General features: G+C 56.9%; 21 protein-coding genes. 13 read left to right on the top strand and 8 right to left on the bottom strand.

The genetic code is table 11. The features are described from left to right. Positions 1–97: 97 nt before the first annotated feature. Positions 98–751 carry a TetR/AcrR family transcriptional regulator gene (locus BM400_RS13140; RefSeq protein WP_089839579.1) on the top strand — a complete coding sequence of 218 codons (654 nt, stop codon included), beginning with the start codon at positions 98–100 and terminating at the stop codon, positions 749–751. A 48-nt stretch (positions 752–799) separates the two neighbouring features. Here the strand turns inward: BM400_RS13140 and BM400_RS13145 are convergent, their stop codons facing one another. From BM400_RS13145 to BM400_RS22080, 6 genes are all read right to left on the bottom strand, one after another. Next, positions 800–1,813 carry a VTT domain-containing protein gene (locus tag BM400_RS13145; protein ID WP_089839580.1) on the bottom strand — a complete coding sequence of 338 codons (1,014 nt, stop codon included), beginning with the start codon at positions 1,811–1,813 and terminating at the stop codon, positions 800–802. 89 nt (positions 1,814–1,902) lie between these two features. Further along, positions 1,903–3,342, bottom strand: a complete 1,440-nt coding sequence (locus BM400_RS13150; protein ID WP_089839581.1) for an efflux transporter outer membrane subunit — start codon at positions 3,340–3,342, stop codon at positions 1,903–1,905. Continuing rightward, positions 3,339–6,566 (bottom strand): efflux RND transporter permease subunit, encoded by a 3,228-nt coding sequence (locus BM400_RS13155; protein ID WP_089839582.1) that lies wholly within the window; start codon positions 6,564–6,566, stop codon positions 3,339–3,341. The genes BM400_RS13150 and BM400_RS13155 overlap by 4 nt, the downstream gene beginning before the upstream one ends. Before the next feature lie 2 nt (positions 6,567–6,568). Beyond that, the gene (locus tag BM400_RS13160) at positions 6,569–7,750 is read right to left on the bottom strand and encodes an efflux RND transporter periplasmic adaptor subunit (RefSeq protein ID WP_089839583.1); all 1,182 of its coding nucleotides are present in this window, start codon (positions 7,748–7,750) and stop codon (positions 6,569–6,571) included. A gap of 153 nt (positions 7,751–7,903) precedes the next feature. Continuing rightward, positions 7,904–9,670 (bottom strand): CocE/NonD family hydrolase, encoded by a 1,767-nt coding sequence (locus BM400_RS13165; protein ID WP_089839584.1) that lies wholly within the window; start codon positions 9,668–9,670, stop codon positions 7,904–7,906. Between the two features lie 853 nt (positions 9,671–10,523). Then, complete coding sequence (locus BM400_RS22080; protein ID WP_089839586.1) at positions 10,524–10,724, bottom strand: hypothetical protein; 201 nt, start codon at positions 10,722–10,724, stop codon at positions 10,524–10,526. A gap of 594 nt (positions 10,725–11,318) precedes the next feature. Here BM400_RS22080 and BM400_RS13180 point away from each other — a divergent pair. Then, entirely contained in the window at positions 11,319–12,509 is a 1,191-nt protein-coding gene (locus BM400_RS13180) for a PP2C family protein-serine/threonine phosphatase (RefSeq protein WP_175529021.1), read from the top strand. Positions 12,510–12,901: 392 nt separating this feature from the next. Here BM400_RS13180 and shc read toward each other — a convergent pair whose 3' ends face one another. Next, positions 12,902–14,899, bottom strand: coding sequence for a squalene--hopene cyclase (shc, locus tag BM400_RS13185; protein ID WP_089839588.1), 1,998 nt, complete (start codon positions 14,897–14,899; stop codon positions 12,902–12,904). Continuing rightward, positions 14,899–15,507: a TetR/AcrR family transcriptional regulator gene (locus tag BM400_RS13190; RefSeq protein WP_089839589.1), complete on the bottom strand. Its 609-nt coding sequence runs from the start codon at positions 15,505–15,507 to the stop codon at positions 14,899–14,901. Before BM400_RS13190 ends, shc begins: the two co-directional genes overlap by 1 nt. 607 nt (positions 15,508–16,114) lie before the next feature. Between BM400_RS13190 and BM400_RS13195 the strand changes: the two genes are divergently transcribed. The 11 genes from BM400_RS13195 to BM400_RS13250 all read left to right on the top strand — a co-directional run bounded on the left by BM400_RS13195 (position 16,115) and on the right by BM400_RS13250 (position 25,459). Further along, complete coding sequence (locus tag BM400_RS13195) at positions 16,115–16,393, top strand: hypothetical protein (RefSeq protein ID WP_425432407.1); 279 nt, start codon at positions 16,115–16,117, stop codon at positions 16,391–16,393. Positions 16,394–16,401: 8 nt separating this feature from the next. After that, positions 16,402–16,671, top strand: a complete 270-nt coding sequence (locus BM400_RS13200; RefSeq protein WP_089839591.1) for a VirB3 family type IV secretion system protein — start codon at positions 16,402–16,404, stop codon at positions 16,669–16,671. Further along, positions 16,652–19,021, top strand: coding sequence for a VirB4 family type IV secretion system protein (locus BM400_RS13205; RefSeq protein WP_089839592.1), 2,370 nt, complete (start codon positions 16,652–16,654; stop codon positions 19,019–19,021). Before BM400_RS13200 ends, BM400_RS13205 begins: the two co-directional genes overlap by 20 nt. A 32-nt stretch (positions 19,022–19,053) precedes the next feature. After that, positions 19,054–19,893 (top strand): TrbG/VirB9 family P-type conjugative transfer protein, encoded by an 840-nt coding sequence (locus BM400_RS13210; protein ID WP_089839593.1) that lies wholly within the window; start codon positions 19,054–19,056, stop codon positions 19,891–19,893. Between the two features lie 2 nt (positions 19,894–19,895). Then, positions 19,896–21,227 carry a TrbI/VirB10 family protein gene (locus BM400_RS13215; protein ID WP_089839594.1) on the top strand — a complete coding sequence of 444 codons (1,332 nt, stop codon included), beginning with the start codon at positions 19,896–19,898 and terminating at the stop codon, positions 21,225–21,227. A 23-nt stretch (positions 21,228–21,250) separates the two neighbouring features. Beyond that, entirely contained in the window at positions 21,251–21,463 is a 213-nt protein-coding gene (locus BM400_RS13220; RefSeq protein ID WP_141223920.1) for a hypothetical protein, read from the top strand. Between the two features lie 23 nt (positions 21,464–21,486). Further along, positions 21,487–22,275 (top strand): hypothetical protein, encoded by a 789-nt coding sequence (locus BM400_RS13225; protein WP_089839596.1) that lies wholly within the window; start codon positions 21,487–21,489, stop codon positions 22,273–22,275. A gap of 12 nt (positions 22,276–22,287) precedes the next feature. After that, positions 22,288–22,557: a hypothetical protein gene (locus BM400_RS13230; protein WP_089839597.1), complete on the top strand. Its 270-nt coding sequence runs from the start codon at positions 22,288–22,290 to the stop codon at positions 22,555–22,557. Positions 22,558–22,602: 45 nt separating this feature from the next. After that, positions 22,603–23,523 carry a type IV secretion system protein gene (locus tag BM400_RS13235; protein ID WP_089839598.1) on the top strand — a complete coding sequence of 307 codons (921 nt, stop codon included), beginning with the start codon at positions 22,603–22,605 and terminating at the stop codon, positions 23,521–23,523. 164 nt (positions 23,524–23,687) lie between these two features. Further along, a complete protein-coding gene (locus BM400_RS13245) occupies positions 23,688–24,494 on the top strand; it encodes a VirB8 family type IV secretion system protein (RefSeq protein WP_089839600.1) in 807 nt (268 codons plus the stop codon). After that, positions 24,491–25,459, top strand: coding sequence for a TadA family conjugal transfer-associated ATPase (locus tag BM400_RS13250; RefSeq protein WP_089839601.1), 969 nt, complete (start codon positions 24,491–24,493; stop codon positions 25,457–25,459). The genes BM400_RS13245 and BM400_RS13250 overlap by 4 nt, the downstream gene beginning before the upstream one ends. The last annotated feature ends 155 nt before the right edge of the window (positions 25,460–25,614 follow it).

Consider the following 25,614-nt stretch of genomic DNA (forward strand, 5'->3'; position numbering starts at 1 on the left):
GGTCCCAGTCCATAGAGCGTACCGTACCGTTCGTTTCGCCTGTAGAGTAGACTCTATGAATGGAAGAAGGTTTCAGAGAAAGGTGACTTAAAGTCTGATGCCAAAGAAAGCTATAGCGAGAGAGCCTGTCGAGCGGTCGAAATCTCAAATACGCACGGACCGCCTGATCGACCGATTGCTGGAAGCTGCAACTCAGTTCTTTATGGAAAAGGGCTTCGAAGCAACGAGCATGGGGGAGATCGCCAAACACGCTCATGCTTCGAAGGAGACCTTTTATCGCCACTTTCCAACGAAGGAAGAACTCTTTCAGGCGGCGCTGCATCGCCGAGCAGAACAGATCGCAACCGAGTTTGGTTCGGTGCTTTTATCCCAAGCTCCGCCGGAAATAGCCTTAGCGAAATTCGGTCAAGTCGTCTTAGAACGATTGCTCGCGCCAGAAGCGATGGCCTTTCGTCGGGTGATGATGATGGAGAGTGTGCGGTTTCCTGAACTGCAAAAATCCCTCCACGCCCGAGGGCCAGCACGCGTTAACTCCGCGCTTGCACACTATCTTGAAGATCAAGTCAGCAAGGGAAGGCTGCGCCAGATGAACTCAACCGTAGCCGCGCGGCAATTCTTCGATCTCGTCGCGGCGGAGATGACGATGGAAGCGAACGTGCCCTTTGCGCCTAAGCCAACGACAGGCGAGATCAAGCAGAGGGTGAAAGAAGCGATGGATTGCTTTCTGCACGGATATGGCGCGAAGGATTGAAACCGGCTCCGCTGAACTGCCGACATCAACTTCGCTGTCCTGACACTTCTACCAGAAGCCTCCATAACGCCGCTTTTGGCGCGGAGGTAGTATGACGACCCCAAGCCGCTCGGCCAACTCTTCCCGAGTGCTGAAATTGGTTGTGGTCGGTCGCCCCTCTGCAACCCATGCATCGAGCCCGCCTTCCAGAATCCACACGTTGGATACCCCCAGTTTCTTCATGGCCGCCGCAACGCGCGCACTGGTAAACTCGTTTTTAGAGGAGCAATAGAGCACCATGCTCACCCCCTCGGGGACAACGACGTGATGGGCCTTCCTCAGCTGGTCCGGGTCCGTCCGAACCGAACCCGGGATGCCCTCAAGCTCTTGGTCCATGGCCTCATATCGCAACAGATCGACAACCCCAATCCTTTCGCCGTCGTCGATCTTGCGCTGTAGCATCGCTGGGCTGATGCGGTGAAGCCGCAAGTGACGAATCATCGTGACGATCATAAAGAGTCTCCATGCGGTCCACAGCAGCATAGGGACGGCTACCAGCACGATTAGTCCCGTACCGAAGCGATCAAGCAGGCGGATGACGCGATCAAGTTGACTGGAAAAGAGAAAGCCAGCCAGGACGTAAGCCGCGCTCCAGAGGAGCGACCCAACGGAGTCGTATGCGAGGAAACCCAGCACTGTCGCACCCTGAGCACCAGCCAGTGGAGGTGATACGCCGTCCAACACGGGAACGAACTTTGCCACCAGCAGCAATCGCAACCCCCACCGATCAAATATTTGCCTTGAGCGTTCACGGCTGCCCTGTGGATTGGAAGTCAGGCTACAAATCAAACGGATTACGCTGCTACCCCAGCGTCTTCCTAACCAGAACCAGACGCTATCTGCGGCAACGCACGCGACTACACTCGTCAAGAGAACGAGTGGAATTGTGAGATGCCCTCCGCCACGACCAGCCAAAGCGCCCGCAGTCATCAAGAGCAACATGGATGGGAGCGGAAGGCATAGCTGTTGGCCAAAGACTGCCAACCCGATAGCTAGGTATGTCAGTTGCGTCGCGCTGTTCATAGACCAGTCATCTCTTACTCAAGATGTCCGTGTTCCGAATTCGGTTCTTTCGTTCTCGGCTTTCGTAAACTGGGAAATGATGCGATATTTCACCACCCTCCGCCCAAGACGTTATAGAGCGTCACCAATGAGAGAGCTTCTTGTTGCTGAGCTGTAGCTAACGAGAGTTGCGCGCTGTAGAGTGTCTGTTCGCTGGTAAGTACCTGTAGGTAGCTTGTCGATCCACCCCTGTAAAGTACGTCTGCAAGTCGAACCGCCACGGTTGCGGATGCGACTTGGGCTTCCTGCTTTTCCCGATATTCCCTCGTCTTGGTATAGGCGATCAAGGCATTGGAGACATCGCGAAGCGCGCCGGCGATGGTTTGCTGATATGTGTCGATGTACTCCTGATCTTGCGCTCTATAGTAGCGGAGATTATTTCGCAGCTTGCCGCCGTCGAAGATCTGCTGGCTGACGCTGCCGTAGGCCTCATAGTAAAAGTTCTTCGAATCCAAGAGAGCTTTGAGCTGACTGCTGGATGTGCCGCCTTCTCCAGAGAGTGAAAATTGTGGGAACAACTGAGCTTTCGCGGCGCCGATATTCGCATTGGCCTGTACGAGTAGTTCCTCGGCGCGACGAATATCCGGTCTTCGTTCCAGCAGTTCTGACGGCAATCCGACGGGAACAGCTACCGGATGCGGTGTGTCGGCGATGGCCCAGCCGCGTTTTACCGCTCCTGGATTGCGACCGAGCAGGAGTGCCAACTGGTTCTCCTGCTGTTCAATCTGACGTTCGTAGTCGGGAATGTTAGCCTCGGCTGCGTAGAGCAATTCCTCCGCTTGCTTTACATCGGCGAGGGTATCGTTCCCGCCTCGTTGCAGCGTCTTTGTCAGGTCAAGAGTGCGCTGGCGTGCTTCCCGTGTTTGCTTTGTCACTTCAAGCGCGGCATCCAGGGTACGCAGTTCGTAGTAGTCGGTTGCCACATCCTCTACGAGAGTGCTGTAGGTCGCTTGTTGAGCCCATACAGTGGCCCGGAGGTAGGCGCGTTGGGCCTCTGTCTGTCGCCGGTACAAACCCCAGAAGTCGAGGTTCCATGCCGCCGAGGCGGTGATCCCTCCATACTGATGGTTGCCCGTTGTCGAACTGCTGCTGGTGCCGCTATTGGTCGTGCTGCTGCTGCCGCTCGTGTTGTTCCCGCCGCTCGCGGTGAACGTCCCCCCAAGGCTGAGCGTCGGGAATTGCGCAGCTCTCGTTATGCCTAACTGAGCTTGCTGCTCAAGCACACGGTCAGCCGCGATCTTCACGTCGTAATTGTTCTTGATCGCTTCGGCGATGAGTTCCTGAAGTACGGGGTCGGTGAAGACTGTATTCCATTTCTGTGCGCCCAGAGGCGTAGCCCCCGGTGCCTGCTGAATATCCGGGGCCGTGATTCCACGGAATGAGGCAGGACTGTTCGCAATGACAGGGCGCTTGTAATTCGGGCCCATCCTGCACCCCACGACCAAAACGATGGCGCCAAGGCCTGCAAGGGAAAGCGCAATCCGTTTCATGCGGCCTCCGGCAAAGGAGCGGCTGCGGGTGGATTGCCAGTGGGTGGCACAACGGGCGGGGGTTCGGCAGGAGAGTGCTTCTCATCGAGACTCGCACTCTGGGTTGGGCCGAATCGCTGTGAGATCCGTTCTGAGAAGGAGTATGTGACCGGAACGAGTAGGACAGCGATCAGTGTCGCCGCAGTCATCCCGCCGATGACGATTGTTCCCAGAATTTCACGCGAAACACCTCCTGCCCCACTCGCAAACCAGAGCGGCACGCAGCCGAAGATAAACGCAAATGCCGTCATGAGGATGGGGCGAAAGCGCAGCTTGGCACCCGCGAGGGTTGCGTCATAGATGCTCTCACCTTCTTCATACTTTCCTTTTGCAAACTCCACGATCAAGATGGCGTTCTTGGCGGCGAGCCCAATAAGCATCACGAGGCCAATCTGGGCATAAACGTCGTTCTCCAGATGCCGGAGGGTTAGCGCGAGGTAGCCTCCAAAGATAGCCACTGGCGTGCTGAGCAGAACACCGAACGGCAGCGACCAGCTCTCATACTGAGCAGCCAGTATCAGGAAGCACAGGAAGACCGAGATGGCATAGACCACCCACGCTGGCGTTCCCAGGTCTGCTTGATGCTCCTGATAGCTCAGACCCTCATAGTCATAGCCCATACCCTGCGGCATGGATTGCCTAAACACTTGTTCGAGTGCGGTCATCACCTGGCCTGAGCTGAAGCCGGGCGCGCCGTTGATCGTCAACGTGGCGGACTCGTATTCATTAAAGCGGGTCGTAAACTCCGGCCCCGTGACGCGTTTTACGGTGACCAGCGCACTCAGTGGAACACGACTACCGTTGGCGGACTGAACGTAAAGCTGATCGATGTTCTTGATGTCCTGTCGATATATTCCGTCCGCTTCGACGTAAGTCTGCCATTGTCGCCCGAAGCGGTTAAAGTAATTCACCAGGTCTCCACCCAGAAACGCGCCAAGCGTAGTGTAGACATCGCTCAAGGCCACCTGTTGCTGCGATACTTTCTCCTTGTTCACCTCGACGTGAATCTGTGGAACGCTTGGGTAGTAGGTCGGGATCACAGCCGCAATCTCTGAACGTTTGCCCGCCGCCGCCAGAAATTTGTCCACATTCTGTGTCAGGAAGGCGGCGTCGTTCTTCCCGGTCCTGTCTTCAAGCACCATCGTGACACCACCCGAACTCCCCACGCCTGGAATGGCCGGCGGGGGAAACGAGAACGCAATCCCTTGCTTGATTCCTCCAAGAGTATGCGTAAGATTGCTCTGTACGGCGGCGAATTGCTCATCGTGCGACTCGCGTTTGCTCCAGTCCTTCAGGCTGACGAAGAAGAAGGCGTTATAGGTGCTCTGCGTACCGCTCAACAGACTGAAACCGATGACCGAAGTGACGCTATCGACACCGGGAACCTTCATCAGTGCCGTCTCGACATCCTTTGCGGCGTCTGACGTCCGCTTCAACGAGGAGCTTTGCGGAAGCGAAAGCCCAACAAAGACATAACCCTGATCTTCTGTCGGCAAGAATCCTCCGGGTAGCCGGATGCCAAGATAAAGCGCCAATGCGGAGATGCAGAGCAGCACTACGAAAGCAACTCCAGACTTCCTCACCAGCCAGCCAGATGTACTGATGTATTTGTCCGTCACGCGCCCAAAGACACGATTGAAGCTGTCAAAGAAACGCGTCCGAAGCGACTTTTTCTTGCTCTCAGACTTTGGCTTCAGCAGCATCGCACACAAGGCAGGGCTAAGCGTAAGCGCGTTGAAGGCCGAGAAGATGACCGAAATCGCGATCGTGATTGAAAACTGCTGATACAGGCGACCGGTGATCCCCGGAATGAACGCTGTCGGCACAAACACCGCAGACAAGATCAGTGCGATTGCGATGACGGGGCTGGAAACCTCCTCCATGCCCTTGATGGCAGCGTCGCGTGGCGTCATGCCCTCTTCAATCAGCCGAGTAACCACCTCCACGACAATAATGGCGTCATCCACAACAAGCCCAATCGCCAGAACCAAACCCAGCAAAGAGAGCGTATTGATGGAGAACCCCAACACGGGGAACACCATAAACGTAGCGATGAGTGCAACCGGAACAGCCAGCAGCGGGATTAAAGTTGCGCGCCAGCTTTGGAGAAAGATGTAGACCACAAGGATCACAAGCACCAGTGCGATCACCAGAGTCGTCAGAATATCGTGAATGCCGGCGTTGACAGCCGCAGTCGTGTCCAATGCTACATTGGCTTCCATGTCCGCAGGAAACTGCGTCGAGAGCAGTGCAAGCGCCGCACGAACATCCTTCGCGCATTGCACCGCATTCGATCCCGGAAGCTGATAAATGGCCATGACGGCTGAAGGCTTGCCATTGAAACGACCAGAAAGATTGTAGGTCTGCGAACCCAACTCAATGCGCGCAACGTCCCTCAAATGAAGCACCGAACCGGTTGTGTTCGAGACCAGAATGATGTCGCCAAACTCCTCGACGCTGACCAGACGGCTTTGCGACAACACGTTATAAGTAAAATCCTGATTTCCGGGGACAGGCTCACCATTAATCTGGCCCGCCGGGTTGACGTTATTTTGCACCGACAGGGCATTGGTTATCTGTGTCACCGTGATCCCGAGCTTCGCCATCTGATCCGGCTTGAGCCAGATTCGCAGTGCGTACTGACCAGCGCCAAAGACCTGCACCTGAGCGACGCCTTTGACTCGGCCGAGTTGGTCCACCATGTTGATATAAGCGTAGTTCGCCAGAAACGTGGAGTCGTAGGTGGATTTTGGCGAAGCGACGGAAAGCAGCATGAACGGCGACGAAAGCGACTTCTGGACAGTGACGCCGCCAAGTTGAACCTCGGACGGTAACTGACTTTGTGCCTGCGAGACGCGTAGTTGGGTCAGAATCTGGTCGTCATCCGGCTTGGTCTTCACATCAAAGTCGACCGTTAGCTGTGCCGAGCCATTACTTGCACTCGTGGAGTACATATAGTTCATGTTGTCCACGCCGTTCACTTGCTGCTCAATCGGCGTGATGACGGACTGCTCCAGAGTCTTAGCATCCGCCCCGGGATAGGTAGCCTTGACGACAATTTCTGGCGGGACAATATCGGGAAACTGAGCCGTCGGCAGGCTCAAAATAGAGACAATGCCGCCAATCAGCATCAGGACAGCGATAACAATGGCAACGATGGGCCGTCCGATAAAAAACTTGGACATGGTTACTTCCCCTCAGGCTTCTGGGCATGTGGTTGCGCTGCGGGAGGAGCCGATGAAGCGGCAAGATGCGGTGCCACCTTCGTGCCTTCTTTAATCTTGTCCACACCCTCTGTGACAACCTGATCTCCACCCCGTAAACCCGTCAAGATGACCGAGTCTGTCCCAATCGAAGGGCCGAGTGTGACGGTCCGCAGATGGGCGATGTTGTCCGCTCCCACCACTACGACCTGGTACAACCCTTGCAATTCGTTCACGGCCCGCTGCGGAATGATGACGGCATCTTTCAGCACGTTCGTTTGAGCCGAAACCGTCCCGAATTGACTTGGCCGGAGCACATTGCCAGGATTGGCAAAACTTGCAGCAATACGAATGCTCCCAGTCTGCGTGGTCACTGCACGGTCAACGGAGATGACGTGACCCGTCTTCGAGTACGTTTGGTTGTCTGCCAGAGTCAATGTCAGTGGAAGTGTGTCGCTTGTGCTTAGGAGGTCAGTCTTTCCCATGCCACGGGCGCGGGCTGAGAGCGACATATACTCCTGCTCGCTGATGAAGAAATAAACCTTGATTGGATTGAGCTGTGAGACCTCTACCAACTGAGAAGTCGTGGATACCAGATTGCCGACCTGGATTGCGGCTTGACCGGCTACGCCATCAATGAGCGACCTGACTTTCGTGAATCCCACATTGAGCTTCGCAGACTCCAGCGTTGCCTCAGCACTCTCTACCGAGGCTTTATCAGCTTCCTGCGTTCCAAGTTCTGTATCGAGGGAACTCTGCGCGTAGGCTTGCGCCTGCACTAGAGGCGTATCGCGAAGGACGTTGATAGTCGCCAGCTTGTACTGCGCTTTCGCTTGAGCCAGCGACCCGCTTGCCTGATCTTGAGTAGCCTGCCAGGGACGTGGATCGATCTCAAAGAGCACTTGTCCTTTTCGGACAACGGTGCCTTCTTTGTAGTCTTGGCGAATGACATAGCCCCCCACCTGGGGCTGGATGTCGGCATTGACCATACCGTCGAGTGTGGCCACCCAACTGCCGATCACCGGCACAGTTTGAACGCTTGCGGCTATCGTATCGACCGCTAAGGGAGGCGTTGCGGGTGGCGCAGCCTTGCGACATCCGGCGATCAGTAAGAGATAAAGAGTCGCCGTAATTAGCTGACAGGTTCGACATTTGACGCTTCGCATCGGGCCCCTTCGCGGTCAAGCGATAGAGCCGCAGCTTAAGAGTCCCATTGCTTGGGCGATTGGGTCTGGTCAATGTAGCTCAGCAGTAGGCGACGGATGAAGAACTAGACGAAGAGCCGGCAACTGTTGCATGCACCGATCCCAATGCCGTATCTATTGAGCTAAAGGAATAACTGGGATTTGCAGGAAGGACTGGTGATCGCCTCCTCCGTGGATGATATGGACACCGGCGTTTTTGGTCGGCAGCGGCGGCATCGGACCCATGAACGACAGCACGCCCGTATTAGCTTCTGTGGCTGGCGGCGCGAGGAACTCATGCCCCGCGATTTTCAGGCGCAATTGCTGGCCAGCATGGAAGACCTCCGAAACGGGCATGATCGCGATGTCAATAGGAACGATCTCGCCGGGATGTAGCATCTGGGGTTGGTCGAAGGATTGGATCGGCAGGAAAGCTGTGGACAACTCGGGATCGAGTTTTCTCAAGGAGACCCTTATGCGACCATGAGTACCGGCAGGCGGAATGGGAATGTACTGGCGCGCGCTCACCTCGTCCGGCACCAAAAGATTGCCGTCCTTGTCCAGCTTCTCCACCAGCACAAAGATGTCCGCTTCGTTAGCATCCTTTGCCTCTACCCAGAGGTGGGCCTTGAGATATCCCGTTAGCTGGGTGTCTGTTGGGAAGCGATACGTAAATACGGTCTGTCCGGTGATGGCGGAGTAGCTCGCCTGATTGGCTTTGGCAACCGGTGTTGATTGGAGATGCTGATCGGCACTCAGGTAAAGGCGCTCGTACTGCGTCTGCTCCAGCGGCCAGCTCGTATAGGGCACATTTAGCCCATCTTCACCGCCAGGGTCGAGAACGGCCATCCGAACCTTAGGAGTGTTTTGCCAACCGTTGTCGGTGCCGCGCAGGAAGTAGTCGAAGAATTTGAGCAGGTCCGCTTCGTTCACAGGATCGTACTGATCCGTCCACTCCTGCCGGTTGTCGACTCGCAGCCATTTGTCCTTTGATCCGAGGCGTCGATAACCTTCGAATGTACCCATTCGATGGAGGTCGGTTACCACGTCGGTGACGACGTAGGCTGGAACGGTGATCGACTCAAGCTTGGCCGCCTTATCTTGCCAATAGGCATCCATCAGCGGGTGGGATGCTGCCATCCTGTCCATTCGCTCCACGCGGGCCGGACCGGCAAGGTGGGCGAAGACTTGAGCGTCGAAGCCCATATTTGGGATGCCGCCAAACATCGCATTCTGCCGGTACACATCGCTCATGCCGTTCCAAGGCGCTATTGCGGACAGATGAGGAGGGCTTGTCTCTGCGATGAACCATTGCGCTATGGCCAACCACGAAGTCCCATGCAGAGCGACCTTGCCGGTGCTCCACGACTGTTTCGCGATCCATTCAATAACATCGTGGCCATCCTGGCCATCGACGCTGCCCCAGGCATAGATGTCCCCCTCCGACTTGCCAGCGCCGCGAGCATCGGGATTGACTACTGCATAGCCATGCGAGACCCAGAAGCCGGCATCGGGGCCTTCACTCTTCGTCAGCCCCGTCACTTCTTTGGGGTCTACGCCAGACTGTACGTCCTCCTGCGGAATGGTCTTGCCGTAAGGGCTCCAGGCAACGATCGCAGGCACCTCGCCGTCGCCAACGGGACGCAGGATGTCCGTGTAGATAATAACGCCGTCGCGTAACTTGACCGGTACATCGCGGTCCCAGCGGATGTCGCAGGGCAGGGGCATGGCCGCCGGCGGGAAGACCGATCCCTGCTTGAGAATTGTGGTTTGACGTCCGAAGACGTAATCAGCGGGCAGTGGGGCGGCTGGCGCAAAGACGACGTTCCAACTCGACGGGTAGGAACTTGGCCGGTCATCCAGAACCAATGTTGCTTTGGGGGATTCTTCAACTTGGTTCATTTCCCATCCTTCCCGATATTTCGGGAAGTCTAGTATGTACGTCTTGGAGCAGCGCCGATGTGCTCTTTCGCTCACGTGGGGTTTGCGGCCAGGGAGTGAACGAACATCTGGTGCTCTCGTCTCAACTCTGGGAGTGAGCTAAAAGAAACAGCAGACCTACTCTCATGCGGGATATGGTCAGCACACACGTTGTATTGCACTGTGCATGATCTAGTCGAAACAAAGCAAACGGAACAATACAGCGAGAAGCAAGTTAAAAACTTTAGGTCAGATGAGGAGAGTTCAAGTGATTGACTCTGGTTCGAATAGAACTGCTCGTAAGTTCGTGGTTTTTTTGTTCGCGGCGGTGGCCGCACTGAGCATCGCGACACTTATGCCCGTTCGGGCGCGAGCGCAGCAAGGGCCACCGCCTCCTCCACCGCCGCCTCCACCTCATCATCGTCATCATAGGGACAGTCCGCCGCCGCCGCCCCCTCCTCCGCCAGATCCCATGCCCCCACCGCCTCCACCACACGTTTAGGTGATGGAGGACAGTCAGCCACTTCATGTATGCCCCTGTGAGCAAATGAGCACAGACTCCAGGTCGACGATCCCGTTAGGCTCACAGCTTTACGGCGGTGCCGAATGACGAATCAAACTTCATGTACGTTCATGCACAGGCGGCAACACGACGGCTCTTACGATTCGATCTGTCACGCGTGCTTCTCGACGATCTCATCACTGCCACTGGAAGCCGGTCTGGAAAGAGAAGAACAGGATCATGTCTGTTCCGCCTCTTTGCGCTCGATTGGATCAAGGCACCGTGTTGACACGACCCCTGCGAGCGTACGGTTTCCGGCTCGCGGGTAATGGATCAACGACCTGTATGATCCACAGTTTCAGGTCGCGCGATTGCCGTCACATCATCACTCTCGATAAGTTGCGCCTGCGACAAACTAGCGTACAGAAGAGCCGCATCGTAGACGGCGCATTTGCCATCACTGAACGTGATGATTACACCGTCGTTCAGCCTATCCGCCTGCTCTATGCGAAGTACGCTGCTGTCGGCTTTCATCCGAGCATAGTAGGCCGACTGCTGAGATTTGTCGGTCGCTACGCTTACTCTGCGATTAGCGCATGTTCGAGCGGGATTTGAGCAAAGTCAAGCGGAGAACTTCATGCGTTCCGCTAGTCGCTCTGGCGTATTCCAGTCATAGCAGACGTGCTTCTTCTCAAGTTCGCGCAGAGCTTCGTCTGTCGTTGCGGTCGCCGCAGTCGCATCGCAACTCAGACAGATTGAGTCGAGCGATCCATCGGGATTCTGCCTCAGTGCGAATTGTGCTTGAGCTTGCATATCGATTCGAGAAATTTATTATGTTGTCTATACGACAGAGCAAGGCGTTTCTGTACTCTGGCCGACACATCGGTTTTCGGTGAACGGCTCGTAACGCATATGCGCCACATCTTCGCCTATAACTCTCATCAAGCAGGAAGGGAGTCTCTGTCAATGAGCCACTGTACAGTCATCAAGCGTCAAGATGCGAAGGGTTTCACCTGGATAGCTAGGTACTACAAAGATGGGAAGCGCAAGGCTCTCAGGCTAGGCACGGATCGCGAGGTGCCTACAAGGGAGCTTGCCCAACGCAAGGCCGCAGACCTCGTGCCTAACATGAACGACGATCCGCACGAGGTCATCACCTTCGGCCAGCTTGTAGCCCGCTATAAGGCTGAAGAGATGCCGTCTTTCCAACCACACACCGCATCGTCATACAAATCCATGCTGAAGCATTTAGAGGCGAAGTGGAGTAACGAACCTCTTGCCAAGATGCTAAAGAACCCAATTGCGATTGAGACTTGGCTAAGTGATCTTCAAACGATGCCAACGAAGACAAAGCCTTCGCGCCCATGCTCGAAGAAGACGAAGCAGAACGTCAAAGCAGTTCTGCACCGGCTAATTGAGTGTGCGATGCGATTGGGGTATCAACCAATCCTCCTCGCCAACGTTTACAAGTTGATTCCCACGCTGGCCGAGGAGGCCGTGTCGCGCGCCAAGCTGGAACGCGAATTCGAGATTGCCCGCGAGGTGCAGGAGCGCTTATTCCCCCAGACACTTCCCAAAGTTCGGGGCGTAGAAATGGCGGCGCACTGCAGGCCCGCCCAGGCCGTCGGCGGCGACTACTATGACCTCATCGATATCCTTGATGGTTCGGGGGCCGAAACAGCGCATGCGCCAGGCGAAAACGTCTCTTCCCCCGGCAGAGCTATGGCACGCGCCTGCGACCGCCTAGGCATCGCGATCGGCGACATCAGCGGCAAGGGATTGTCTGCCGCCCTGTTGATGGCCAGCCTTCACGCCAGCCTGCGCGGTCAGGTGCTGAGCGGCACCGGCGATCTGGGCACCAAGATGGCCAATGTCAACAGCCTCCTCTATAACGCGTCCGAATCTAACCGCTATGCCACATTCTTCTACGCCGAACTGGCATGCGCCTCGCGCATGTTGCACTACGTCAATGGGGGACACAATCCTCCCGCGGTGCTGCGCAAGCAAGACGGCGCCTGGCGGGTATTTCGCCTGGCAGACGGCGGCCCAGTCGTCGGGCTACTTGCCGGCGCGGTCTACAGGGAGCAGACGCTTCAGCTGCTCCCCGGCGATATTCTGCTGGCCTTTACGGACGGCATCAGCGAAGCCATGAACGCCTCAGAAGACGAGTGGGGAGAAGACCGAATGATCGCGGAGGCGCAAGCGCACACGCACCTGAACGCCGAGGAGCTCCTGCAGCGCTTGTTTCATGCGGCCGACACCTTTGCTGACGGCGCGCCGCAGCACGATGACATGACACTCCTCGTAATGCAACTCTGAGTGAGAGATCCACCCGTTAGTGATCGGGATTATGCAACTCGTGCGATTGCGTGCAGCGACGACCGCAGCCAACAAACCGGAACCGAAACGGTTTTATCTCCACCGCTTCGATGCATGTTCCATTGACGCGGCCTTCGAGAAATCACGTTCGGAACGTTTTCTACCACATCAACAGTTGCGAACAGGCGATGCACGTCTACAGATCAGAACGGCTCGAAACGTGATTTGGCAATTTAGCACTTATCGAGATCACAATAGACGAGAACGGCGTTTATCGGGATCGTCACCGGCGGGCATGGCCTAACAACCTCCGGTCGGCAAGTGGTTTTCAGCCAAGCAGGTGGCCGTATTACTCCGCCTCGATACCCCTTGATCTTTAGGCTGAAGCCGTGTCAGCTGAGACCGATCTCAAGTCGTGAATCGGTGGCTAATTTACGGCTACTTTGCTTGTAGGACGCGAGTGCGAGCGCTGGGAAGTAGAGACGATAAAGGTGATAGCTGAGATAGAACACGTTTGGAAACCCAGTTCCCGTGGTTAGCTCTTCATCCCAGCTCCCGTCGGCATTCTGATTTCGGAGGAGCCAGCTGACTCCTTGTTTCACGGCACGAGAGTGTAAATCGCCGGTAGCCAGGAGTCCCAGGAGTGCCCACGCAGTTTGGGAAGGAGTGCTTTCTGCCGGAACGAACTTGTCGATCTCGTATCCGGCACAACTTTCACCCCATCCCCCATCGTCGTTCTGTACGCTTCGGAGCCACTGCGACCCACGGTGGATAGCCGAGCTTGTTTGACGGTCCTTCGTGGCTACGAGGCCCCGCAGTGAAAGAAACGTGCCGTAAACGTAGTTGACGCCCCAACGGCCATACCAGCTTCCATTCCTTTCCTGTGACGAGAGCAAATATTCAATGCCGCGTGAGATGGCAGGATGTTGAGCAGTCAAACCCCTTCTGCAAAGTGCTTCCATCACGCGTCCGGTGATGTCTGGGCAGGTAGGATCGAGCATTGCGTTGTGGTCGGCAAAAGGAACCTTATTCAAAAGCTGCCAGTCATTGTCTACATCGAAAGCAGCCCACCCGCCATCTGCGGATTGCATTCCGAGGAGCCAGTTCACGGCACGACTTTCGACGCGGGCCTGGCGTTCTGGGTCAGATGCCTTTGCATGTTGCAGAGCGAGCAACACCATGGCGGTATCATCGATATCCGGATAAAACTCATTGGCGAACTCGAAGGCCCATCCGCTTGGGCGCAGGTTGGGTCGCTTGGAAGACCAGTCGCCCTTACGTCGGACCTCTTTCGAAAGCAGCCAATCTGCTGCGCGGGTCATGCTTGCTTTGTCAGCATCTCCCGCTTCCCCTAAGGAAAAGATCGCAATTGCCGTATCCCATACCGGGGACTTGCATGGTTGCACGTCGAAGAAATTATCGCGTTCGATGAGCAGATCGTCGAAATGCTGCATTGCTTTTACGAGATCCGGCTGATCTCGCTCGTACCCGAGCGCATCCATCGCCATCACGGCATACATCATTGCTGGGTAGATGGCTCCCAGTCCTTCTGAATGATGGGTATGCTCGATCATCCAGCGTTCGGCTGCCGCGATTGCTTTGTCACGTATCCGCTGTATGCCCCTTTGCTCCCATTGCTTCAGAAGCTTGTCGGCACGCAGAAATAGTTCTGAGGTGAGGTCTTTCCTCGGCATCGCAATGCGCGTGCCGGGAAGCATCAATTCGGCAAGCGTCAGTCCCGACGGTACTGGCCTCTGTGCACCCAAGCCCTGGATGATGGAAAGGGGAACGATAATGGTCCGAGTCCAGGAGGACATTTCGTTGAGAAAGCTTCCGGGCACAATCAGAATTTCCGCTGGCACGGTGGGGACAAATTGCTTGGGAAAGAGTCCGAAGAAACTCAGGTTGATCCTGGTGTAGCTGTTGCAAGCTTGCAGGCCGCCTAACGCCAGTATCCGTTCGCGAGCAGCACGCATCCGCGGCGACGATTGTGCCGCACCGGCAATGCGCAGGGCCGTGTACGCCTTGACGGACGCATTGATCTCAGCCGGGCCCTTCGCGTAGAGATTCCAACCTCCGTCCGGCATCTGGCAATCCCATAGATACTTCACCAGTCTTTCAATGCGATCTTTTCGCGGAGGGTTCCACGCCGAGTTCGCGTCCACCGGATGAAGCCAGAGCTGAAGCAAGATGTAATCCGAGGCAAGTGTCGAGTCCCCGGTGAGATCTCCGCACCAGTAGCCTTCGTTGTATTGAAGAGCTGCTAGAGCTCGGGTCGCAGCTGTGAGGTGCGAACCAACGTTCTGCTGAGTTCTTAAGGTGACGCTTTGCCGTGTGTCTTCGTGCGTCCATACGATTGCCGGAATGTCCTGTAGAAAATGTTCTTTCATTATTCGTTATTCTCGCGCTTGGGCCCGCGCCCCTGAGAACGTGGATGCGAAGAGTTTGTTCCCATACACATATTGCGGAGGGCCTCGAGAACTTCCTGCCGACGTTTCTCGGTGAAAGCGTTGAAACCGAACATCTCCGTGTAGGTCAAGCCGTCGATGGCCAGTCTAGTAATGGTCGCTTGCACCGGATCGAGACCGTCTTCTTCAAGCAATTGTTGCCACCGGACATAGGCCTTTCGTATGGGCAGAACCATTTTCGGCTCCGTAGAAAATGCAGTGAGAGTCGACACGAGCAGATCGACGGGATTCGGCCGCGCGCTTGTTGACTTCCACTGTCCGTCGAGTGCAGCCATCATGAAGGCAAGGGCATTTCTTCCCGGTCCCTCAGGTAGTGACGCTCTTGCTGACTGGACATCGCGTTCGAACGACTCGATCGTGCGCTCGATCATGCCAGCGACAAGTTGCTCTTTCGTCGGAAAATGATAGAGAAGGCCGCCTTTGCTAACCTTGGCCCGCTCGGCAACTTTTTCCAGCGTGAGCTGCGCGGCTCCATCTGTCCGGATAAGCTGCTCAGCGCAATCGAGAATGAGATTCCGTTTGTTCATCATCAAAGTATACCGTCCAGTCGGTACACTAACAAGCTATTGGGATCTGAGGTTGGCTTTCTCCTCAAAGATGGTGAGGCTCGTAAGGGATAATCCAAGAAAAGGACGCTGGAAGGAGAGTTTGTACCGATGAGGCGGCTTCTCGGAAGCAATTCCCTTGGCGTTCTCAACTGACGAGAACAGGTCAATGCGCTCACCGAGACTGGTTGACGTCGGATTTGATCGTCGTCCGATGAAAGCGACATTGCGTCCGCGAGTATTGCCCGGCCCGATCCGTGCAGAGACAAGATAATTTGGATCGCCCAGAGTTCCGGTTTCTCCGCACCCAGCCGCGTGCCCCGTCCGATCAATCCAAAAGCAGACGCACTGATCCCTCTACATACACCGCAATGCAGCGATTCCTTATGCACTACGCGCATAAGAGAACACTGGAAAGTCATTGGACGCGGGGCTTGAGCGGCCCATAAGGTTTGGCTATCGCAACTGAATTCACCGTTGCTGGAGGTAGCCAATGATCCGCCAAAGCAGTCGTGCAAGCCGTCCAAACCGCCTCGTCAATCGCAAGGCCTCACCTTTCTCAAAGCAATCCCTCGCCCACGCATTCCGCGTGATGGCTCCCACCCTCGTTGCGCTCACGTTCGCGAGCGCCGCCCATGCCCAAGGAACGATGGACTTCTCCGGCGCTCAGACGCTCATGGGGACCTTCAAAACGTTCGCCATCTATGCGGGCGCTGTCATCTGCTTTGGCGGTCTGATCTTCGCCGGCATTCGGATGATGAGCGGTCGCTTCCAGGACGCAATTCCCGGCCTCTTCGGTGCGCTGTTCGGCGCTGGTGTTCTCGGATGGGGCGCGGGCTGGATTGGGTCTCTCACCGGGCAGTCGATGTAGGAGCTGCCATGCATACGACCAAGCGGGGAGAACCGTTACCGATCAATCAGGCATTGAACAGACCGAGAGCCAAGCTAGGACTTGATCTCTCGGCATGGATGGCCATCGTGTTTGTCTGCGTGACGGTTTTCCTCGTCGGGTTCCGAATGCTGGCAATCCTTAGTTTTCCAACATTGGCGGGCGGCGCATGGCTGATCGTCCGCAACCACCCAAAGATGTTTCAACTCTGGGGCTTGAGCCTCAACCAGAAGAGCTACTATGACCCGCGCAAACACTGAACAACAAAAACATACCCCGTGGTTTGCGAAGGCGGGAGCGGCCTGCAGCATCGTGCCGATCTCCCGCTTCGTGGGGCCGAACACCTTCGCCTTGAAGGGCGGCGGATACGAATGCCTCTTTTCTCTGACCGGGTTGGATGAAGAGGCGTTGACCGACTTGGAGCTTGAGTCTCGGGTTCGTCAGGTCGAAGGCGCGTTGCGTGGACTGCCGGAGGGATCGTGCCTCTACCAGTACACCCGCGTGATGTCCGGCTTCGACCTTCCACGGCAGAAGCAATATACGAACGAGGTGACGGAGACGTTCGCCAGCGACCGTCTCGCCCATCTGGACAAGACGGCAGCCTTCCGCCGTATCGACCTCCACTGGTGCCTGACATTGGAGCCGTCGAAGGCCAAAGCCTTCGAGCGCAAGCCGCAGGAGAACGCTGTCGATACGTCCCGGATGCTGTCGGACCTGGAGAAGACCGCGACGTTGCTGGAAGGGCACCTCGGCAGCTCTCTCGGCCTCAAGCTGCTGGGGAAGGCTGAAGCCTTCCAGTTCTTCAGCTATCTCTTCAATCTTGAGGAATGGGCGAGCCGCGACGAACTTCGCAGTGATACGGGCGTAGACCGCCAGATCGTCAACAGTCCTGTGGCATGGCATAGCGATCATGTACAGATCGGTAAGCGGCACGTCCAGATGTTCTCGCTTAAGACCACTCCAGAGGCGTCACGGCCCTGCCTATTCTCCGGCCTGCTGACCCTAGACTGCGATAGCGTCCTGTGCTCAACGTGGCGGGTCAAGTCCGCATCAGCAGCCCGCAGTGAGATCGACGCTCAGGAGAAGTTCATCTCCTTCTTCAAGGTGGGCGTCTTGACCCGTGTGATGAGCGGACGCGACAGCGCCTCGCTCGATACTGGGGCCGGAGCGAAGGCTGCCAACAACAACGTCGATGACCTCAGCGAAGTCATCCGTTCGCTCGACAAGAAGGCCCAGGGCGAGTTTTCGCTTCGCTTGCTTCTTGCTGCCCGCAGTGCGGAGCAGCTTCGAGACATCGTTCCCACTGTGCATCGGGTGTTCGTCGATGCGCGGGCACAAGTCATGGAGGAGACGCTTGGCAATCTCTCCGCCTTCTATGCCATGTTCCCCGGCAATCAAAAGTTCAATGTCTTCCCGCTGTGGCTGGCCGAGGACCACCATGCCCGCCTTTCCTCTGTGTTCGCTCCGCACATCGGGCATCCGCACTCCGAAGACCTCGACTCGGAGTACCTCAACATCTTCGAGACACGCACACGGACGCCGTTCTTCCAGGACGTGTATGTGGATGGCGTTCGGGTCATGCTCATCATCGGCCCTACGGGGACCGGGAAGTCGGTACATGGCAACAACTTGATCGCGCTGGAGCAGAAATACGGCGGTTTCACTTACATCTTCGACATCGGCGGCAGCTACGAGAGCGTTGTCGAACTGTATGGAGGGCGCGTTGACCGTGTCGGCAAAGACGGCCCTAGAGTAAACCCGTTCGCGCTTGAGCCCACGGAGAGCAACATCAAGTTCCTGTATTCGTTCGTGAAGCTGCTCCTCACAAACGGCGGGGCAGAATTAGAACCCGAAGACGACGACGTGATCCATAAGGCCGTGCAGGATATGTACCTGCTTGACGGCGCCAATCGCCGGCTCTCAAATCTTTTCTTGCCCAAGAAACTCGACCGGTATCTGTCGAAGTGGGTTGGGAAGGGCATCTACAACGCCGTCTTTGACAACGTCGAGGACAGCCTGTCGCTGTCGCGCCTCCAATGCTTCGACTTCCAAAGTGTGAACAACGAGCAGTACGCCGATTTAATCGAGCCGTTGATGGTTTGGCTGCTGCGTCGGATCAATGACGTTCTCTACAACCCCGCTAATCTCGGAGTGCCCAAGCACATCCTCATCGAAGAGATCTTCTCTTCGATGAAGAACAAGCAGCTCTTGGATGGTGCGCTGGCTTCGATCAAAACCGTCCGCAAGAATCTTGGCGGAGTCACGATGATCGGCCAGTCCGCCGACGACCTCGGCGCGAACGCGGACAGCATCGTGAACTCCTGCACGTCCTTTTTGTTCTTGAAGGATGCCACCTTCAACCGTAAGCGGTACGCCGAGCTGTTCAAGATGAACGAGCAGCAGCTCGCTCTCTTTGAGAGCTTGCAGGACCGCGAAGGCCTTTACATGCGGCGCGATGGGTTGACGAAGGTGGTCACCCTGAACCTCGACAGTCGCAGCTACGCAACCTTTTCGACCAAGCCCAAAGACCGGGTACGCCGCACCAAGCTGATCGAGAAATACGGACTCTCCGAGGGCATCTCGCGCTTTGCCCAGGGCGAGACTGTCTAACCAAACCCTCCCAACCGAAAGGACATCATCCCGTGAAGCCGCCCATCCTTGTCTTCGTTTCCATTGGAATCGCCCTCGCAACCGCCTCCGCCAGCGCAAGCACGACGCCCGAGCCGCACCATCTCCAGCCGAACGCTCCCCGTTCTGTCACCGTCACCGAGGCGGAGACGCCTCCCGTGATTCGTGCGGGCCTGCTGCAATCGACGCTCATCCTACTTCCCGCCGAGGAAAAGATTGCTACCGTCTTCGGTGGAGACACCGTGGACTGGGTGTTCGATGGTGGGCATGTCGCTAGCCGCTTTATCAGCGTCAAGCCGAAGTTGGCGAACATGACCACCGACATCCACATCGTCTCCGACCACGGCAACGAGTACACCTTGCAGCTCCAGGAAATCTCCGGTGATGCGGACGCGCACTTCGATTCCAAGGTATTCATCATCCCCGGCGATAAAGCTGCGAAGGACAGGCTCACCGATATGCCCGTCTTCGTTCCCGCCGCCGAGCTTGATAAGGCCAAGCAGGAAGCCACTACCGCCAAGGCTGCTCAGGCAGCGGAGTTGAAAGCAGAAGCCGCCAAAGCCGAGACCTATCGCAGCCAGTATCCCGGCAGCCTCCACTTCGACTTCACCTGGGATGAAAAGAAGGGCAAGGAGCTTGGCCTGCAGCAGATATGGCACGACGACAAGTTCACCTACTTGCGCGGCCAGTTTCAGGAGACGCCTGCACTCTACGAGCTGAAAGACGGTAAAGGCTCGCTCATCAACTTCGATTTCAACGCCGGCCTCTATACCGTGCCGAAGGAGCTGGACAACGGATATCTGACGATCGGCAAGAAGCGCGTGGACTTCCACCGCAGTGAGGAGAAGAACTAGCCATGACCGACCAGAATCCAAATCCGCCCGCAACCGTTCCCGCGCAGCGTGAAGCTGTCGGCCCGGTGAAGAAGAGCACGCCCGTCATCGTTGCGCTTGTAGTGATCGTCGGCCTCATAGGGCTTGCGAACATATCGAGTTTAGTCAGCGGCAAGAAGAAGGCCGCCCCGCAGAGTGCCTTGCCTATGCGACCTGCTACGGCCAATCCGCAGCAGGTAAATAGCTTCGAGACGCAGCAAGCGACGGAGGCGAAGCGTGATGCCGACGACCAGCAGCGGCGTCAGGAGCTTGCCGCCGAGATGCAGCAGCTTCAGGCTTCGCAGGATGTTCCAGGACCGGAGGCAGCGGGTGCGCCGCCGATGAGTGCCGCTCAGCGTTCGGCGATGTATGGTGACAGCCCGAATGCGCCGAACAGGACCTCCAACGTCTCGCAAGTGCAAGCGGACGCGAAGCAGAAAGCCTTGGAAAAAGAGAAGGTGCATCAGGACGCCGTGAACAGCGACACCGTCGCCATCGACTTCGCCCATCCAGCGGCTCCGTCGCCCGCCGGTTCGTCGGCACCGCAAACAGCCGTATTGGGTGAACGGGATGAGATGACACCGAAGTCTTCTTCCGAAACGCTAGCTGCGTCGGCTACCGAGGATGCCAAACCCGCCGCCACCGCCGGTCTGCTCAACGCGGCATCGCAGCAGCCAAAGGCGGGCGGGAAGAACAATCCGATGGCACCCTACGACTTCGACTCGTATCAAGGCCAGCTCTATCGGGTGTTTGAGGGAACCGTGCTGGAGGGCGTCGTCACAAACCACATCGACGGCGGACTGACCGGGCCGATCCTCATCATGCTTACCACGGACTACTACTCGCACGATCACCAGCAGCTTCTCATGCCGCAGGGTACGAGGCTCATTGGGACCGTTCAGAGCGTCGGCAATGCCCAGCAGCGGAAGATGTTCGTCACCTTCCATCGCGCCATTTGTCCAGACGGTTTCTCGCTGGAGCTAGACAAGTACGTTGGTCTCGATCCGCTCGGCACAACCGGCCTCGCCACCAAGGTTGACCACGGCTACTTGCAGGCGTTTGCGGCGGCAGCGGCGGTCGGCGGGTTGGGCGGATTGGCTCAGATTGGTAACAGCGGCAGCGTCCTATCGGCTTCGACCCAGATCCGAGACGGCATATCCGAGCAGTCGGCAGCCGAGGGAGAACAGGTGCTCAACCATTTCCTCAACCGGCTACCGATCATCACGCTCAAAGAAGGCTCCCGCGCCCGCGTGTACATCGGCACGGACATTTACATCCCGTCCTACGCCGAGCATCGCGTCGATCCGACCCTGTAATCGCTATGTCAATGGAGGCCACCGTGAAGTACCGTATTCCCAAAATCGCGCTCTGCCTAGCATTCGCTGTGCCTGTCGGGTACGCCAGCGCCCATATTGCGCGGACAGTGAGCGCGGGCGATGTCCTGGAGACGGTCTTGTTCTACGGCGACTTGCCGCACCGCTTCAGCGATGCCGTGACCAACTTCAAAATGCTTCCGGAGCGGATGAACCCGACCTGCTCTGAGTGCAACTAACCCTCAACCCTTCAGGAGCCTCTATGAAGTTCAACCTCAAGAAACACCGGAAGTACCTGCTCGCGGGCGGGCTGCTTCTGGCAACCGCAACGCCGAGCTTCGCTCTCTTCGGAATCGGAGACATCGTCTTCGACCCGACGAGCTACGCGAGTCTCGTTTCCCAGCTCACTACCCTTGAGTCGCAGTACAACATGCTCAAGAACAACGTCACCCACTTTTCGTTCAAACAGCAATGGCAGACGACCCTCAACCAGCTCAAGAACGCGAACGTGGCGAGTATGTTCGGTGAGACGGCGGGCGTGAACATCGCCCTCAACAGCAATTCGCCCAGCGCTTCGTTGACTGCCTGGAAGACGGCGACCCTTCCGGTCACCAGCGGGACGACCACATATCTGCAAGGTCAGACGGTCGGCAACAGTGCGCAGCTCTCGCAGCTTGCCATGATCGAGATGTCCGATTCGGTGTCGCCGGACTGCCTCACGGCAGTTGGACAGTACCGGGCCGGTCGCAGCCAGAACGGAACCGCAACCAACTCTCTCACCCAGCAGCAGTTCGATACCACGTCGGCGACGAACAGCGAGGTCCAGCAGTTGAACCTCCTGAATGCCGCTCAAGCCCAGCAGTTGACCGAGATGCAATCACAGGCCGCGATGCACGTCTGTCTTGCCTCTCAGATGATCGTCGCCAACATGCAGCAGCGGAACGCCGCAGCACAGGATTTGAACACGGCTGCGGCTATCCAACAGCAACGCTCGACCAACGACACCAGCGCGGCCAATGAAGGCAGCACCTGGACGACCTACCTTCCCTGATTCGGAGAACAAATGCTGAACGCGATCAACACGAAGATTCTCCTTGCAATCCTTGCGGCACTGACCGTCTGTGGCGGTGCCGCGCTTTATCAACGCGACCAGGCGGCAAAGACGGCAGCAGCCGCCTACAAAGCAGCCGAAATCCTTCAGATGCAGAAGGACGACAACGACTACCTCAAACAGCAAAACGAGGCTCTTCGCAAGCAGGTCGAGGCGGACAAAAAGCTTCACAGTTCCGCGGCGGCCCATGAAGGCAAGACCTGGAAGAATTACATCCCTTAACCCCAGACTGAAACCCAGTCCGATAACCCAAAGAGAGCACCCGCCATGTCTTCGATTGTCGTTTTAGCCCAAGCCCTTCCAAGCGCGAGTTCCGGCGTCGATTGGCTGTACCAGTTCACCAACAATCTGACCAACCTGACGACGCAGAATGGCGGGGCGCTCACTCAGCTCGGAATGACCGAATTGAGCTGCATCGCGCTCTTCATGCTCATAAGCATGGTCATCAATTGGCAGACTTCAACCATGACGTTCCGGCTCCACCATCATCCTGTGCAGGCGGGTGATCTGACCAAGTTCCTGCTGCAACTCATCATCTGTTGTCTCTTGGAGAGCTATTGGGTGAACCCGTTCCCCGGCGCGAGCTTCGGCATCAATCATTTCTTTTCCTACATCGCCCAGGCTATGGTCGCGGCCTTCGATCAGAGTTCTCTCGACTCGCTTCTTCAGTTGCTCAAAACTGCCGGCGACCAGACCGCCATGCCTTCATTTACTGCGCCGGTTCAGATTCTCTGCTACTTCCTTGTGCAGGTCCTTCTTGGGCTGGCGTCCGCCATCCTTTTCCTCATCAATTGCAGCGCGTTCATCCTCTACGGAGTGACGGCGTTGTTCGGACCTATCTTTGTCCCTCTGCTCATGACGAAGACATTTCGGGGGAAGTTCTTTCACTTCCTTGATGTGCTCATCAGCTTTGCCATGATTCGTGCCGTTGCCGCCGCATTCATCTTCGTCTGGTCGGGGTTCATGAATGCGTTCATCCAGCAGACCTTCAACGGGAACTATTCGATGGAGATGTGGCTGGCGAATCTCATTCCCTGCACGATGGTTTTCATCGCCTTCATCATCAACATGCTCTTTATTCCAAGCATGACCCAGGCAATCTTTGGAGGAGCTGCTGGCATGGCCGAAAGCATCACAAAGGTAATTGGAACCGCCTCATCAATTGGGGCGGCAGCAGGTGGTGCATAAGAGGATGTTCCGCTTTGTATTGCAGGTCGCCTTCATCCGCCGCATTCTACAGTTCCGCTTCATTCGGTTCACCCTGTTTCTGGTATTTGCCGGTGCTCTGATAGCGGGTTTGATCTATGCGTCGATTGTCTTCCACGCTCTCACCGAAAGGAATCAGGCTCCCCATGTCCAGCACCACTCTACCCGTTGAAGCTCGCCTCACACCCCAACAATCACTGCTTACAGACGAGATCGGCAACGAGGTCTATGCGTCTCACTACGCCGAGCGGAAGCTCAGCCGGTTCGTCATCGGAACCGAATCGCTTTTGCTGCTCGGAGCCTTCGGCCTGATCTTCTCTCTCGCCCACCGTCCGATTGCGAATCGGTACATCCGCATCGACGAGATGGGACGCGCCCAAGCGATTGCTTACACCGACCTCAACTACAGCCCCCGTGAGGGCGAGGTGCGGACGTATCTGACGGATTGGGCGAACTATCGCTACACGGTCAGCCGGGACACTATCGCCAAGAAGTACCCGCTCAACTACTACTTCTTGTCGCAGAACTTGGCGTCGCAGTTGATGGGCCAGGACAACCAGAATCACCTCGTCTCGCAGGTGGTTGGCGGTCAGATCGAGCAGAGTGACGTGGAGGTCAAGAACGTCACGATTACCTCCATGTCCGAGGAGACAGTACAGGGAGCGACCATCGCCCGCGGAACAGCGCTTGTCACCATCGACAAACTCTACTCGCCCCGCAACTCGCACGAGCCGCGAACTGAGCATTGGCTCCTGAGTGTGACCTACTACTTGAATCCCAAGCAGGTGAGCGACCAGGCTCGCATCTTCCCCCAGTTCGAGACGATCAATCCGCTCGGATTGACCATCACGGAGTTTCACGAGAACCGGATCTCCGTCGATCCGATTGCGCCCGGTTCGAGCGCGCCGGTCGCTTCGCTGACGCCGCAGTCGGCGACGAGAGGGGCGCGATGAGCTATCAACTCATTCTCCCGTTCTTTCCCGAGGAACTTCGCGAGCTATTGCTTGACCCGTCCATCTCCGACTTGATGATTAACGGTACGACCGGGGTCTACGCGGATCGGGCCGGGGTCGTGCAGCACATTCCTCTCTCTCAGCCGTACACGAACGAACGGCTGCAGGCGGCGATCGAGCGCGTAGCGCGGATTCTAGGCCAGGACCTTACGACCCAGAACCCGATCCTCAATACCCGCCTGCCGGACGGCTCCCGCGTGGCCGTTGTCGGAGCGCCATCGTCCATCAACGGGCCAACGCTGACAATTCGGAAGTTCAACCGCTGGTACACGTCCGATGAGCTGATCGACTCCGGCAGTATGCCTGCCGATGTGCGGGACACTGTGGTGGAGCTGATTGGCAAGAAGAAGAACGGCATCATCAGCGGCGGAACGGGCTCGGGTAAGACGACCCTGATGAAGGCCTTCCTTGACCATATTCCAGAGAACGAGCGGCTGCTCATCATCGAGCAACCGGCGGAGCTGAAGGTCGCTCATCCGAACGCCGTTCGCTGGGAGGCCGTGGAGGAGATTCCAGGGCAGGTTGCCATCACGCCGAGCGAGTTGCTGGCGGCAGCACTTCGCCATCGTCCAGACCGCATCATCATGGGCGAGATTCGGAACGAATGCGGTTATGACTTGCTCCAGGCCATGAACACGGGACACGGCGGAACGCTGTCTACGATCCACGCGAAATCGGCGTGGGATGCGTTGAACCGTCTCTCCAATCTTGCCCTGAGTGCGCGGCCCAATCTCAACCACGCCTTCATGCGGTCTGAGACGGCGGAAGCCATCGACTTCGTGCTCTATTGCGAGCGCGACCATACAGGCCGGCGTCGAGTCCGCGAGTTGATTACAGTCGGCGGCTATAGTTATGCGGACCAGAGCTTCCGGACCGAGGAGGTCTACCGCGCTTCCCCGGCCTAACGTCCAGTCCAGACGCTAGAAAACCCAACCCGTATTCGAGGTCTTACCGATGCACCTTCATGCTCCCAATCCGGCGGCACAGCCCCACCTGTCTCTAAAAGCCTTCAGCGCACCGTCACTGAGCAGCGAAGAGCGCAACGGAGGTGGCGAAAGGC

Source organism: Granulicella pectinivorans (assembly GCF_900114625.1).
Lineage (GTDB): Bacteria > Acidobacteriota > Terriglobia > Terriglobales > Acidobacteriaceae > Edaphobacter > Edaphobacter pectinivorans.

Excerpts from the sequence above, each read along its gene's own strand:
- BM400_RS13140 (WP_089839579.1), top strand. The coding sequence starts at position 98 with ATGCCAAAGAAAGCTATAGCGAGAGAGCCTGTCGAGCGGTCGAAATCT.
- BM400_RS13145 (WP_089839580.1), bottom strand. The coding sequence starts at position 1,813 with ATGAACAGCGCGACGCAACTGACATACCTAGCTATCGGGTTGGCAGTC.
- BM400_RS13150 (WP_089839581.1), bottom strand. The coding sequence starts at position 3,342 with ATGAAACGGATTGCGCTTTCCCTTGCAGGCCTTGGCGCCATCGTTTTG.
- BM400_RS13155 (WP_089839582.1), bottom strand. The coding sequence starts at position 6,566 with ATGTCCAAGTTTTTTATCGGACGGCCCATCGTTGCCATTGTTATCGCT.
- BM400_RS13160 (WP_089839583.1), bottom strand. The coding sequence starts at position 7,750 with ATGCGAAGCGTCAAATGTCGAACCTGTCAGCTAATTACGGCGACTCTT.
- BM400_RS13165 (WP_089839584.1), bottom strand. The coding sequence starts at position 9,670 with ATGAACCAAGTTGAAGAATCCCCCAAAGCAACATTGGTTCTGGATGAC.
- BM400_RS22080 (WP_089839586.1), bottom strand. The coding sequence starts at position 10,724 with ATGAAAGCCGACAGCAGCGTACTTCGCATAGAGCAGGCGGATAGGCTG.
- BM400_RS13180 (WP_175529021.1), top strand. The coding sequence starts at position 11,319 with ATGAACGACGATCCGCACGAGGTCATCACCTTCGGCCAGCTTGTAGCC.
- shc (WP_089839588.1), bottom strand. The coding sequence starts at position 14,899 with ATGAAAGAACATTTTCTACAGGACATTCCGGCAATCGTATGGACGCAC.
- BM400_RS13190 (WP_089839589.1), bottom strand. The coding sequence starts at position 15,507 with ATGATGAACAAACGGAATCTCATTCTCGATTGCGCTGAGCAGCTTATC.
- BM400_RS13195 (WP_425432407.1), top strand. The coding sequence starts at position 16,115 with ATGGCTCCCACCCTCGTTGCGCTCACGTTCGCGAGCGCCGCCCATGCC.
- BM400_RS13200 (WP_089839591.1), top strand. The coding sequence starts at position 16,402 with ATGCATACGACCAAGCGGGGAGAACCGTTACCGATCAATCAGGCATTG.
- BM400_RS13205 (WP_089839592.1), top strand. The coding sequence starts at position 16,652 with ATGACCCGCGCAAACACTGAACAACAAAAACATACCCCGTGGTTTGCG.
- BM400_RS13215 (WP_089839594.1), top strand. The coding sequence starts at position 19,896 with ATGACCGACCAGAATCCAAATCCGCCCGCAACCGTTCCCGCGCAGCGT.
- BM400_RS13225 (WP_089839596.1), top strand. The coding sequence starts at position 21,487 with ATGAAGTTCAACCTCAAGAAACACCGGAAGTACCTGCTCGCGGGCGGG.
- BM400_RS13230 (WP_089839597.1), top strand. The coding sequence starts at position 22,288 with ATGCTGAACGCGATCAACACGAAGATTCTCCTTGCAATCCTTGCGGCA.
- BM400_RS13235 (WP_089839598.1), top strand. The coding sequence starts at position 22,603 with ATGTCTTCGATTGTCGTTTTAGCCCAAGCCCTTCCAAGCGCGAGTTCC.
- BM400_RS13245 (WP_089839600.1), top strand. The coding sequence starts at position 23,688 with ATGTCCAGCACCACTCTACCCGTTGAAGCTCGCCTCACACCCCAACAA.
- BM400_RS13250 (WP_089839601.1), top strand. The coding sequence starts at position 24,491 with ATGAGCTATCAACTCATTCTCCCGTTCTTTCCCGAGGAACTTCGCGAG.